Genomic DNA, 12,468 nt, shown 5'->3' on the forward strand with positions numbered 1-12,468 from the left:
AAGAATTAGATCTGGATAAAGTGTACGAATACGCTGAATTTCCGGATATGGAAGGATGTTAAGAGATAAATAGTGGGAAAAAGAAGGATTGGAGATTTAAGTAATGAATAACAAACTAGATAAAGCGTTAGCGTTACGAAAGAATGGAAATCACAAAGAATCTAACGAATTGCTAAGTGAATTAGTTAAGGAATTTCCAGACGATGCTTTATATAACTATCAATGTGCTTGGAGCTTTGACATATTAGGAGAAGAAGAAAAGGCGGTGCCCTTTTACGAAAATGCCATAAAGATAGGATTACCTTCTAAGGATATGGAAGGTGCAGTATTGGGATTGGGCAGCACATATAGAGCCTTGGGGGAATATGAAAAGTCAAAAGAGACATTTTTGAAAGGCATGGAATTATTCCCAGATAATCATGTAATTAAAGTGTTTTATTCCATGACCTTATACAATTTAAAAGAACATAGTCAAGCGATGCAACTGTTACTGAAGTGCTTAATAAATACGACAAATGACAATGAAATACTAAGTTATAAAAGAGCCTTAAATTTCTATTCAGATAAACTGGATCAGACTTGGAAGTAGCTTATAAAATTCACTGAATATAAGTTCTTTTCCTGAAACGAGGAGAGGACTTTTTTTGTAACAATACTGGCAGGCTTCCTGCGATAAAATGACTTTTTAAAATTATAGATTGTGAAGAAATACATTTAAACTATAGGGGGCGTTTGTTGAATAAGAGAGTCCTTACATATTATATATGTCTAATATGTAAGGAGCCCTATAAGAATTACATTTGAAATAGGAGATCTTTGCTTTGGATCTTGTGCTTCTTTCTTTGTTGAAGCACTTATGTTTGAACCACTCTCTCCTTATTAAACTCTTGTTCAATTAGCTTATCCATTAGAAAATGATAAAAAACGTGATAATTCGTTTTAGTTAGTTTGTCCAGTTCCTGGTGAGTGATGATATTATGTTGGATTAGTAAACCTATAGCAGCTGATATACAATTTACTTTTAAATCTTCTTCCCCTAACATATAAATCACCTTCCCTTATTTACTAAGTAACCCATTCTATATAATAGGCATACTTAAGACACGGACTTATATAAGCTCTTTTCTCAAATTATTGCTCTCGTGCTTATAGAAAATGATAATAAAATGTTCTCAACGCTTTTTGATGCATACTGTTATCTTTATATACTTCGCTTTCTTTTCCTGCAAAAAAACAAAATGATTTAAATTTTCCCTTATTTTGGAATGTTGCATTTGTTTTTAACAGTTAGAGAAGCTTTTGAGCGCTCAGTATGTATCTGAATGTCAACATCAAGAGCTTATGAACGCCATCCAAGGAAAGTGAATAATGGAATTTATTTTAATTAGTTTCTATTATTTAGCTTATGTAAATGCGAAATAAATGTGATTTTCCTGTAAGTGAAAAAGGAAATTTCAACTATATCATAAACTTCCCTGTAGGTAATTATTAAATTATATAGGGAAATTTACATCTCAATAAAATACTGTTATTACAAGTTAGTGAGGTAGAAGTATGAAAGAAACCAATAGTAAGAATTTAAAATCTGAAATTATAAAAAAGCACGAGATATTATTTGCAAAGAGATTGGAACTTGAGAGTGAAGCAAGCCGTTTGATGTTAGAAATTAATTTATTAGACGCACGGAATACTCTTGATAAAGTAAGTCAGCTAAACCAAAAGATAGATGATATAACCTCTGAAATGGATTATTTGAAACAAGCCCTTGAAGCCATCAATTAAGCTATATATCAAAGTGTAACTAATTCTATATAAGTATAACCACGAGCAAATTAGAAAAAAGTGATCCACATGGAAGAGAAAGAACAGTAAGAAATAAATCTTACTAAAGTGTATGAATACGCTGAATCTCCAGATAAAATCTTATCAAGACCTAAATCATAAAAAAGCTAATTAAATTATATTGATAAACCTACTTAGTCTAATTAGACTATTGTAAACAAAGAAAGAAGGCGTTTCTATGAAATCTGTATTGTTAATTGGACAATCAAATATGGCAGGCAGAGGATTTATTGAGGATGTACCGCCGATTTATAATGAGCATATAAATATGTTGAGAAACGGTAGATGGCAAACGATGGCAGAACCACTTAATTTCGATCGTCACATATCTGGCGTTGGGCCAGCAGCCTCTTTTGCCCAAGCTTGGACAGAGGATCATCGGGGCGAGTCCATTGGGGTCATACCATGTGCCGAAGGAGGAAGCTCAATTGATGAGTGGACAATTGACGGACTATTAACAAGACACGCGATTTCTGAAGCAAAATTCGCAATGGAAACAAGTGAGTTAGTGGGAATTCTGTGGCATCAAGGAGAAAGCGACAGTTACGGAGAACGTTATAAGACGTATGAAGATAAATTGCTTTCATTATTTAAACATTTGAGAGAAGAATTGAATGCACCAGATATCCCGATTATTATCGGTGAGTTGGGACATTACCTTGGAGATGTGGGATTTGGAAAAAGCGCTGTAGAATATAAACAAATAAACCAGATATTATCTAAAGTTGCCCATACTGAAAAAAATTGTTATTTTGTAACATCAAAAGGCTTAACAGCAAATCCAGATGGCATTCATATTGATGCCGTCTCCCAAAGAAAGTTTGGATTAAGATATTATGAGGCTTTTTCAAAACAAAAGCATGTTTTAGATGTTTTATACGTTGAGCATGAATGGATTGAAAAGGAAGCAAAGCGTGAACTAACTAAAAATGAACGTATATTTGTTGAAAGTATGAAGTTTGCCTTGGGACAATTAAGTTTTGAGGAGTTTTCTATTAATATCTCTACTATTAATGAAAGTAAGTAAAGCAGAATTAATCCCATTTTATGAGGAGAGATCAATTGATTCCACTTTTAATCTTAGGTTTGTTAAAAGAAAAACCCGGTTCATATGGATATGAACTTTTGGCAATTATGAATGAGTGGAGTTAGTATAGATTTGTTAATTATTAAAACTAAAAAAAAGGAGAATCCTTTAAACAGGAATTCCAAAAAGCCGGTATTCAAGACACGCAAATTTTTCAAATGCAACTAGTCAAGAAGTTGCAGACAGAGTGTTAGGTGGGAATATTTCAAATCTGCTACATATATAAATTCAGCGTTTTTTGTTTAATGTTATATTAGGTGCTATAAGAAAGACCTTGAAAGGTGTGTTTCAAGGTCTTTTTTATAGTTATTAAGATTGTTGGTTTTCCACTGTCTCTAATTTTTTATAGTGCGCAATCTTTTCTTCAATTTTATGCGAATTTAATTCTAGTTCCTCTATCTTGCCTAAGACATCTTTATAATGTTCCTCTAACAGTTCCTTTCTTGCCGTAATAGTAGACTCTCCTTTCTGTCGCAAATCAGAAAACTGCTTCATTTTAAGCATAGGCATTCCTGTAACACGTAAACGAATTAAAAACTGAATCCAAGCTAGATCAAAATCTGTATATTGCCGATATCCGGTTTGGGCTCTTTGCACATTTTTTATTAATCCAATTTTTTCGTAATAACGCAAAGTATGTGTAGAAAGACCGGTCATACTTGCTATTTGTTGAATACTGAATAAATTTTCCATATTAATTATTATAACATGAGAAATAAAATGCTTGCTTTAGAGCGCGCTCTAAAGCGTAATATCTAACTTGTAAATAAAATAACTCAGTTGTAAGGAGAGATTCAGTTGATGAATGAACGTTACGAAAATGGTTGGAAAGCGTTAATGGAGGTAGATGGAGAGGGTGGAAAACGAGTAATTGAATCATTAAAAGACATTGCTCCTGACATTGGGAAATATGTCATTGAATTTGCCTTTGGAGATATTTATACAAGAGAAGGACTTAACCTACAGCAAAAACAACTGGTTACGATAAGCTCACTCACGACACAAGGAGGGTGTGAACCACAATTAAATGTTCATATTAATGCTGCGCTTAATGTAGGCCTCACACCGCATGAAATAGTAGAAGCCATTACTCACTGTATTCCATACACTGGCTTTCCTAGAGTGTTAAATGCTATTTTTATTGCTAAACAAGTTTTTACAGAAAGAGAATTAACCGTAACTTTGAAATAAAGGTATATGTATATATGGCAAGGCGATTTTAATTGAACTTTTAAACAGAGGTACGTCTTGATTAGGATAAACCACAATAAATCGTAGTAGTACTCCGAAAAACACGATTTGTGATATAAGGTTAACCTTAGAATAAATAGACTCCTTTTTTAGTGAAAGAAGCTACCTAAAGGTAACTTCTTTTTTATTAAATTATATTTTCACATTCCCTGTATTTTCCTCCATACCTTCTATGTGCGAAGCAGCATCACAAGTGTATTTATAATCACATTAATGGCAGCATTAGCATATCTAAATCTCCTATATTTTTGCTGTTTTGATCTCTTATTTCTTTAAGTTTATTGATGTTTTTAATATAAATATTTTGATTAGACAGCTCAATCCATTTTTCTTTACTCCATTTTTGAATAATTTTATTCACGGTAATGCGGGAAGTCCCAACGTAGCGGGCAAAGGATGTTTGATTAAAGGGAAATTCCTCATTTTCTTTTACGAGCTTTAATAAATAATGAGCCATCTGTTGTTCAACGGGGAGATTAAGAAACGTAATAATTTCTGCTAGCAGTCTAAACTTATAGAGAAGAGAATTTGTAAAGAGAATGACTGCTTTCGGTTCCTCCTCGTATATTTTTAACATTGCTTCATTAGTAAAATAATATAAAACGGATGGAGCTGTGGTTACGGCAGTTGTTAAATAAGGCTCTTTATTAATACCGTTTTCCCCTAATAACATGCCTTCAGGTACATAGTTAACCGTACGTTCTGCTCCTTTCTCAGTTAAGAGAGTAATCTTTACACTGCCTTTATCTAAATAATAAAATCCTTTACCAACTTCTCCTTGATAATAGATCGTGGTGTTTTCTTCTAATTTTATCATCTGTCCATACTTTAAAAAGGGACGCCATATGTATCGAAGGTTTACCATTCAATCACCTTTCTATAAAAGTGTATTTTAAACGTATAGAAACATTTCATACATGAAGCATTATTCTTTACTTTAATAACGTGACCAAAGCGTTTATGAATGAAAGAGATAATTTTTTAACAGATCCGGGTTCTTAATTAAAAATCTTTTATTTTTACTATCTATTAGTTTTTTTTCTTTCCATTTTTTTAACGTTTTATAAACCGTAATCCTTGTTAAACCGGTACACGTTGCTAAGTCCTTTTGTGTTAAAGGAATTTCATAGTTTTTAAAGTCATGATAGATGTTTAAGAGCACAGCGGCGATTTGCTGTTCGGTAGTTAATGTATGTAAATTAATTTGTTCAGCTAGGATATGCATTTTTTGAATAATACTCTTTGTAATAAGGTTTAGTATGGGCGGGTGGAGAGTTATAAGTGTTTTGAAATCGTCATAACTAAAATAATATAGTACGGAATCTTTTACTGTAGTAGCAGTAGTAAAATGAGCTTGTTGGTCCATTGCTTGAACTCCCAATAATTGACCTGGCAATACAATGTTTAACACGCGTTCTTTCCCTAATGGGGTAGAGGTATGGACTTTAATTAATCCACTGTCCAAGTAATAAAATCCTTCTCCTATGTCTCCTTGTTCATATACCACATTTTTTTGTTTCATATATTGCCTTTTTCCGTACATTAAGTAGTTTTTGAAATTATTTTCGTGATTGAAGAGAATAGCCATCATACTCACTCCTTAACCAAAATATAAGATACGCCTAAAAAATTGAAAAGACAATTGTAAGATCAAGTAACACACTATAGGGTAGGGCATTTTATTTACTTTGCTATAAAAACAAAAATAAGTAAGCGCTTACAACAATGTGCGCTTTATTTCTTCTCTTTTTTAATAAGCCAATATTTTTATAAAAACGTTACGCTTTCTACAATATCTTAAAGCGAAAAATGCGTAAATGCAATAATATAAATTTCTTATTTGAGCTACTCCGTCTATTCCAAAAATAAAAAACTCCAAAAAAATGTTAACGAGACTACACCCCTGAAAAAAATCAAATACTATAATTCAATTAATTACTATTAAACCTTAAGGGGATGAACAAATATGGGGATTCGTACAGGTGCTCAATATATTGATGCATTAAAATCACGCCAGCCAGAAATTTGGTTAGGGGGCAGAAAAATTACAAATGTATTTGAAGAAAAGGTGTTTCAACAGCCTATTTTAGAAATTGCGAAGTTGTACGATATGCAGCATGACCCGGCTTACCAAGAGAAAATCACTCATATTTGCGAAGAAACAGGAGAGAGAATATCAAATGCCTTCTTAATTCCTAAAAGTTACGAAGATTTAGTAGCTCGCCGAGAAGTGTTTGAAGCATTTGCAAAAGCTACCTTTGGACTGATGGGAAGAACACCGGATTTCTTAAATGTTGTAGTCACTTCTTTATTTCATAATGCTAGTTTTCTAGATTATTACAATGAACAGTGGGGCAAAAATATAAGAGATTATTACCGTTATATTCGTGATAATGACTTATTTTTAACTCATGCTATTATCAACCCGCAGAACGACCGAAGCAAAGCCTCACATGAACAACAAGATCTCTTCACTCATTTAGGTGCTGTAAAAGAAACACCAGATGGACTTGTTGTAAAAGGAGCTAAAATGCTAGCTACACTTTCACCTATTACCGATGAAGTTATTGTTTATTCGTTCCCAGGATTTAAACCTGGAGATGAACGTTATGCACTTGCTTTTGCGCTGCCAATCGATACACCGGGACTTCGAATTCTTTGCCGGGAAGCTATGCAAGACGGAACAAGATCAGTGTTTGATCATCCACTAGCCTCTCGATTTGAAGAGATGGATGCGGTATTGATTTTTAATGATGTGCTGATTCCTTGGAACCGAGTGTTTTTATATAACAATATTGAAGCTGCAAATCTTCTTTATCCTAAAACAGGAATCGCCCAGCAACCGGCACATCAATCTGGCGTAAGAGGATTAATCAAACTCCAATTTGCAACGGAAGTAGCTTGTAAAGTAGCGGATGCAATCGGTGTAGACGGATATCTAAACGTTCAAGAGAGCTTAGGGGAATTGGTACAGTCAGTTGAATCTATTAGAGCTTTGCTTCGGACATCAGAGTATGAGTATACGATTAATGAAAAAGGAGAAGCTCTTCCAAATGAAACGGCTTTAGAAACAATTCGTGGATTGCTTCCTAAAATGTACCCTCGTGCTATTGAAGTTATGCAAACAATTGGTGCAGGCGGTTTGCTTATGTCTCCTACAGGAGCGGATTTTGAAAATCTTGAATTAAGAGAGGATTTAGACCGTTATTATGGAGGCCGAGAAGGAGTACCTGCTGTAGACCGTGTTCAATTATTTAAATTAGCGTGGGATCTATGTGGAGAAGCATTTGGCCAAAGGTTACTACAATACGAGCGATACTATACCGGAGATCCAATCCGTAAAAGAGCTATTTTCTACAATAGTTATAAGCGCAGCCATTCATTTGCCATGGTAGATGCTGCATTAAATACAGAAGCTAAAAAGAAAGAAGTAACAAATAGCTGATACCCATAATCCTTTTATCTAAAAATGAAATTTGTTAATAGATACAGAGCCTAGGTTGATTACGTTCTTAATAAGGGAGGTGTAAAGATGCAAAGGTATGAGGACGGAATACTAACTTTACCAGCATCAGTAATAGCTATAGGTGCATTTGATGGCGTGCATCAAGGACATCAAGCAGTAATTAAGCGAGCTGTAAATCGAAGCAAAGCGTTAAAGGTACCTAGCGTTGTTTATACATTTGATCCTCCTCCTCGCTTTCATTTTCAAAGTGATCAAGTGTTAACGCCTATTGACCAAAAGGTACATCTGATAGCTGAGTTAGGAGTAGACTACGCAGTTATTATCCATTTTGATGAGTTATACGCTAAGCGCCCATCAATTGATTTTATCAGCAACTTAAAAAAGCTTAATCCATCGGAGATCATAGTAGGCAACGATTTTCGTTTCGGCCGAAATAGAGAAGGAGATATCAAGCTGCTGGCAAAGCACTTCCTAGTAGATATCATCCCGCCTGTCTGTTGTTCAGAAGGAACAAGAATCTCTTCTACTAGAATTCGTCAGTTACTCCAGCAAGGTGCAATTGACCAATCAAATGATTTATTAGGCTGGTCTTTACAAAAGGAATATGTATAAAAAAATGAGTGTTTGAAGATAAGTATGAGACTTCTTTAGAAGGAGGAAAGTGAAAATGAAATTACTAGGCATATCAGGCACGATTATAGGTTCTAAAACAGGTGCTGTTGTTCAACAAGTGCTTGAAGAAGCTAAATTGCAGCATCCAGACATCGAAATTGAATTTTTAGATTTACGAGATTACACTATCCAATTTTGTGATGGCCGCGATCCCTCTGCTTATTCAGAAGATACTAAAAAAGTCATTGAAATTATTTCTAGCGCTGATTTTTATATAATTGGTTCACCTATCTTCCAAGGGTCAATCACCGGTGCTCTTAAGAATGTATTTGATTTAATACATCCCCAGGTTTTTCGAAATAAAGTAATGGGGTTCATCGCCACAGGCGGGACTTATCAGCATTATCTAGTCATTGAAAATCAGTTAAAGCCTATTGCGGGTTACTTTCGTGCTTTTGTGGCACCGAGTTATGTATACGCTCATACGACTCACTTTAATCAAAAGAATGAAGTAGCCGATCCGGAGGTGTTAGGTCGCATTAAGAATTTAGCAAATGAAGTCGTCTACATGCAGAAAAAACTAAAAGTAAGCGAGCTGGAAATCCTTAATTAATCACATTTTAAGATTTTAATATTTTCAAGTGTAATCAAAATAACTTTTATTTTTTGAAAATTAAAATTTATTAAAAGGAGATTATCTCAATGACAAATACTATTCAATCATCTAAACCATTAAATCTTTGGAAGTTTATCGAAGAGCATAAAGACCAGTTAAAACCACCTGTAAACAATAAAGTGGTATGGAAAGACTCAGAATTGATGTTTATGGTTTTGGGAGGACCCAATAAACGCCGTGACTTCCACGTAGATCCTTCCGAAGAGATTTTTTATCAATTAAAAGGTGATTGCTATGTTGAAATCATTAATGAAGAAGGCAAGCGTGAAGTTGTAACGGTGAAAGAAGGAGAAGTGTATTTACTTCCTCCAAACGTTCCGCATTCTCCACATCGTGTAGCAGACACAATCGGTATCGTTATCGAGCGAAACAGAAGTGAAGGGGAGTTAGAAGACTTTGTATGGTTCTGTGATGAATGTGATGCGGAGATGCATCGTGTGAAAGTTCAGCTAACCAATATTGAAGTTCAAGTAAAAGAAGCCATTCAAGAGTTCAACAGCAGCTTAGAATTACGCACATGTAAAAAGTGTAATCATGTCATGGCACCGGAAGCGAGTGAATGGAAATGCGAATAGATTTTCATACACATATCATTCCGGAAAGTTTCCCTGACTTTGCTCAAAAATATGGCGGTGAGCGCTGGCCTGTGCTAGAACGCACATGCACATGCGGCGCATCAATTATGGTTGGAGGGAAAAATTTCAGAGACGTAACGGACCAAGTATGGAGCCCTGAAAAACGTATAGCTGACATGGATAAAGAAGGAGTAGATATTCAAGTGTTATCTCCTATCCCTGTTACGTTCTCTTATTGGGCTCAGCCCGAACATGCATTAGAAATGGCTAAAATCCAAAATGATTTTATTGCAGAAACAGTTGCTAAATACCCTGACCGCTTTGTTGGGTTAGGAACGGTTCCTATGCAAGACGGACCTACGGCTGTTAAAGAAATGGAACGGTGCATGAATGAATTAAAACTGCATGGAATTGAAATTGGGACAAACGTCAATGGTCAAAATTTAGACCATCCGTCTTTCATTGAGTTTTTTCAAATGGCTGAAAGGTGGGAAGTGCCCATTTTCATTCACCCGTGGGAAACGTTAGGCCGTGATCGAATGCCAAACCATAACTTTATGTATACGGTAGGAATGCCAAGTGAAACAGCACTAGCGGCTGCAACTCTTCTATGGAGCGGCATTATGGAGAAATTTCCTACATTAAAAGTCTGTTTTGCACATGGAGGAGGATCTTTCCCTTATATTCTTCCTAGATTAGATAAAGGGTGGGAAGTATGGCCGCACCTCAGGTTGACAACACATCCTCCTAGTTACTATGCAAAGCAATTTTATTTTGATTCGTTAAACTACGATCCACTGAACATAAAGTACATGATTGAACGTTTTGGACATGAAAAAATCTTTATGGGATCGGATTATCCATTTTTACTGCGTGAAGTTGTTCCCGGAAAAGTTCTGGATGAAACGCTGGATATAACGGAACAACAAAGGTTAGATATGCTAGGTGGAAATGCCGCGAAGTTTCTAAACATTGGGCAAGAAAAAAGGAGTGACATTTATGCCAACAGTACAAACACCAGAGGATAGATTACAAGAACTTGGCTTAACGCTGTCAAAGGTTCGTCCTTCAGTAGGAAACTACGTCAGCTGTGTACGAACAGGTAATTTATTGTTTACTGCTGGCCAAGGTGTAGATCAATATCACGGCAAGTTAGGCAAGGATTTAACAATTGAAGAGGGATATAAGGCCGCTCAGCAATCAATGCTGAATGTATTGAGTGCGGTAAGTTATGAGTTAGACGGGTTAAGCAAAGTGAAGCGTGTCGTTAAAATTCTTGGTTTTGTAAATAGTACAGAGGACTTTACAGACCAGCCTAAAGTAATGGATGGCGCTTCAGACTTACTCGTAAAAGTATTTGGGGATAAAGGGAAACACGGCCGTTCAGCTGTAGGGATGGCCCAGCTCCCCAATAACACAGCTGTAGAAATTGAAATGATTTTAGAGATTGAGGATGAGGAGGATATCCGATGAGTAAAGAGGCAGTTATTGAAAAAATGACGGTAAAAGACGCAAAGCTTTTTATTAATGGAGAATACGTAGATGCCCTATCCGGTCAAACCTTTGATACCTTTAATCCAGCAACGAATGAGAAATTAGCTTCTGTAGCTAATGGCGGCACAGAAGATGCAAAGCGCGCTATCGACGCAGCTCAACGTGCATTTGAAAGCGGTATTTGGAGCAAAATGCCTGTTGAAGAGCGCTCTGCTATCCTTTGTAAAATGGCTGACTTAATTATGGAGAAAGTAGATGAACTAGCTTATTTAGAAACGCTAGATGTAGGCAAACCTATTAAAGAAAGTCGAGAGTTTGATATTCCACGAGCAGCTCAAAACTTCCGTTTCTTTGCTGAGATGGCTAAATATATGGTGCATGAGCATTACGAAAAGCATAATGTAATGTCCTATGCCAAGTATTCACCAGCGGGAGTTACAAGCCTCATTATCCCTTGGAATCTACCGTTTATGCAGATGACATGGAAAACTTCCGCTGCTTTGGCATCCGGTAATACAGTGGTTATTAAGCCTGCTTCTTATACACCGTTAAGTGCAGTGATGCTTGGAGAAATCGCTAACGAGGCTGGATTGCCTCCTGGTGTGTTGAATATTATTACGGGTCCGGGGAATACGGTAGGAACTACTATGTCTACTCACCCGTCCGTTCGGCGTATTTCATTTGTAGGGGAAAGTAATACAGGAAAAACGGTCATGCGAAATGCAGCAGAAAACCTGATTCCTGTTTCGCTGGAGCTTGGAGGCAAATCAGCCAATATTGTATTTGAAGATGCGGATTTAGATGAAGCAGTAAAAGGATCTATCGAAGCAATCTATCGAAATCAAGGAGAGATATGTTTAGCAGGTTCTCGTTTACTTGTACAAGAAAGCATTTATAAGCAGTTTCTTGAAAAGTTCACAGCGGAGGTAAAAAATATTAAAGTAGGCGATCCTCTGAGTGAAGAGACAAACATGGGAGCACTTGTATCACAAAGTCACTTAGAAACGGTCGATGAATATGTTCGAATTGGTTTGGCGGAAGGAGCTAAGCTGGCATGCGGAGGAAAAAGAGTAGAAGGTTTAGAAACAGGAAATTTTTATGAGCCGACTGTTCTTTACGACGTAGATAACAAAATGCGTGTAGCTCAAGAAGAAATTTTTGGTCCTGTACTTGTTGTCATTCCGTTTAAAACAGAAGAGGAAGCAATTCAAATTGCCAATGATTCTATTTATGGATTAGCAGGGGTTGTCTGGACAAATGATTTACGAAGAGCACAACGCGTTGCTTCTGGAGTTACTGCTGGATTACTTTGGATCAACTGCTGGTATATTCGTGATTTAAGAACGCCATTTGGTGGAGCAAAAGCAAGTGGAATTGGTCGTGAAGGCGGCCGGCACAGCTTTGAATTTTATACCGAAGCCAAAACAATTACGATGAAACTTTAACTCTATAAAAGAGGTGATTA

Annotated in this window: 15 protein-coding genes; 11 read left to right on the forward strand and 4 right to left on the reverse strand. The window is 36.0% G+C overall.

Annotated elements, in window-relative coordinates; genetic code table 11:
• Positions 1–103: 103 nt before the first annotated feature.
• Complete coding sequence (locus AC4NPH_RS17645) at positions 104–589, forward strand: tetratricopeptide repeat protein (RefSeq protein ID WP_098314726.1); 486 nt, start codon at positions 104–106, stop codon at positions 587–589.
• A 265-nt stretch (positions 590–854) separates the two neighbouring features.
• Here the strand turns inward: AC4NPH_RS17645 and AC4NPH_RS17650 are convergent, their stop codons facing one another.
• Entirely contained in the window at positions 855–1,043 is a 189-nt protein-coding gene (locus AC4NPH_RS17650) for a hypothetical protein (RefSeq protein ID WP_013058291.1), read from the reverse strand.
• A gap of 511 nt (positions 1,044–1,554) precedes the next feature.
• Between AC4NPH_RS17650 and AC4NPH_RS17655 the strand changes: the two genes are divergently transcribed.
• Positions 1,555–1,782 carry a hypothetical protein gene (locus AC4NPH_RS17655; protein WP_013058290.1) on the forward strand — a complete coding sequence of 76 codons (228 nt, stop codon included), beginning with the start codon at positions 1,555–1,557 and terminating at the stop codon, positions 1,780–1,782.
• Positions 1,783–2,020: 238 nt separating this feature from the next.
• Positions 2,021–2,869 (forward strand): sialate O-acetylesterase, encoded by an 849-nt coding sequence (locus tag AC4NPH_RS17660; RefSeq protein ID WP_098196803.1) that lies wholly within the window; start codon positions 2,021–2,023, stop codon positions 2,867–2,869.
• Positions 2,870–3,238: 369 nt separating this feature from the next.
• On the opposite strand, the gene AC4NPH_RS17665 is transcribed toward AC4NPH_RS17660, so the two are convergent.
• The gene (locus tag AC4NPH_RS17665; RefSeq protein ID WP_098196802.1) at positions 3,239–3,622 is read right to left on the reverse strand and encodes a MerR family transcriptional regulator; all 384 of its coding nucleotides are present in this window, start codon (positions 3,620–3,622) and stop codon (positions 3,239–3,241) included.
• 108 nt (positions 3,623–3,730) lie between these two features.
• Here AC4NPH_RS17665 and AC4NPH_RS17670 point away from each other — a divergent pair, with 108 nt between their 5' ends.
• Positions 3,731–4,120 carry a carboxymuconolactone decarboxylase family protein gene (locus AC4NPH_RS17670; protein ID WP_063672336.1) on the forward strand — a complete coding sequence of 130 codons (390 nt, stop codon included), beginning with the start codon at positions 3,731–3,733 and terminating at the stop codon, positions 4,118–4,120.
• 265 nt (positions 4,121–4,385) lie between these two features.
• On the opposite strand, the gene AC4NPH_RS17675 is transcribed toward AC4NPH_RS17670, so the two are convergent.
• Complete coding sequence (locus AC4NPH_RS17675; RefSeq protein ID WP_098196801.1) at positions 4,386–5,045, reverse strand: Crp/Fnr family transcriptional regulator; 660 nt, start codon at positions 5,043–5,045, stop codon at positions 4,386–4,388.
• Positions 5,046–5,138: 93 nt separating this feature from the next.
• Entirely contained in the window at positions 5,139–5,771 is a 633-nt protein-coding gene (locus AC4NPH_RS17680) for a Crp/Fnr family transcriptional regulator (RefSeq protein ID WP_013058284.1), read from the reverse strand.
• A gap of 375 nt (positions 5,772–6,146) precedes the next feature.
• Between AC4NPH_RS17680 and AC4NPH_RS17685 the strand changes: the two genes are divergently transcribed.
• The 7 genes from AC4NPH_RS17685 (at position 6,147) to AC4NPH_RS17715 (ending at position 12,448) form a co-directional block, all read left to right on the forward strand.
• A complete protein-coding gene (locus tag AC4NPH_RS17685; protein WP_098196800.1) occupies positions 6,147–7,625 on the forward strand; it encodes a 4-hydroxyphenylacetate 3-hydroxylase family protein in 1,479 nt (492 codons plus the stop codon).
• An 87-nt stretch (positions 7,626–7,712) separates the two neighbouring features.
• Entirely contained in the window at positions 7,713–8,258 is a 546-nt protein-coding gene (locus AC4NPH_RS17690; RefSeq protein WP_013058282.1) for an FAD synthetase family protein, read from the forward strand.
• Positions 8,259–8,313: 55 nt separating this feature from the next.
• Complete coding sequence (locus AC4NPH_RS17695) at positions 8,314–8,871, forward strand: NADPH-dependent FMN reductase (protein ID WP_029323383.1); 558 nt, start codon at positions 8,314–8,316, stop codon at positions 8,869–8,871.
• 89 nt (positions 8,872–8,960) lie between these two features.
• Positions 8,961–9,509: a 3-hydroxyanthranilate 3,4-dioxygenase gene (locus tag AC4NPH_RS17700; RefSeq protein WP_013058280.1), complete on the forward strand. Its 549-nt coding sequence runs from the start codon at positions 8,961–8,963 to the stop codon at positions 9,507–9,509.
• Complete coding sequence (locus AC4NPH_RS17705) at positions 9,494–10,537, forward strand: amidohydrolase family protein (RefSeq protein ID WP_098196799.1); 1,044 nt, start codon at positions 9,494–9,496, stop codon at positions 10,535–10,537. Before AC4NPH_RS17700 ends, AC4NPH_RS17705 begins: the two co-directional genes overlap by 16 nt.
• Entirely contained in the window at positions 10,509–10,982 is a 474-nt protein-coding gene (locus AC4NPH_RS17710) for a RidA family protein (RefSeq protein ID WP_098196798.1), read from the forward strand. Before AC4NPH_RS17705 ends, AC4NPH_RS17710 begins: the two co-directional genes overlap by 29 nt.
• Positions 10,979–12,448 carry an aldehyde dehydrogenase gene (locus AC4NPH_RS17715; RefSeq protein ID WP_063672326.1) on the forward strand — a complete coding sequence of 490 codons (1,470 nt, stop codon included), beginning with the start codon at positions 10,979–10,981 and terminating at the stop codon, positions 12,446–12,448. The genes AC4NPH_RS17710 and AC4NPH_RS17715 overlap by 4 nt, the downstream gene beginning before the upstream one ends.
• Positions 12,449–12,468: the final 20 nt, after the last annotated feature.

The sequence above is a fragment of the Priestia sp. MDV22-iso46 genome, assembly GCF_058629175.1.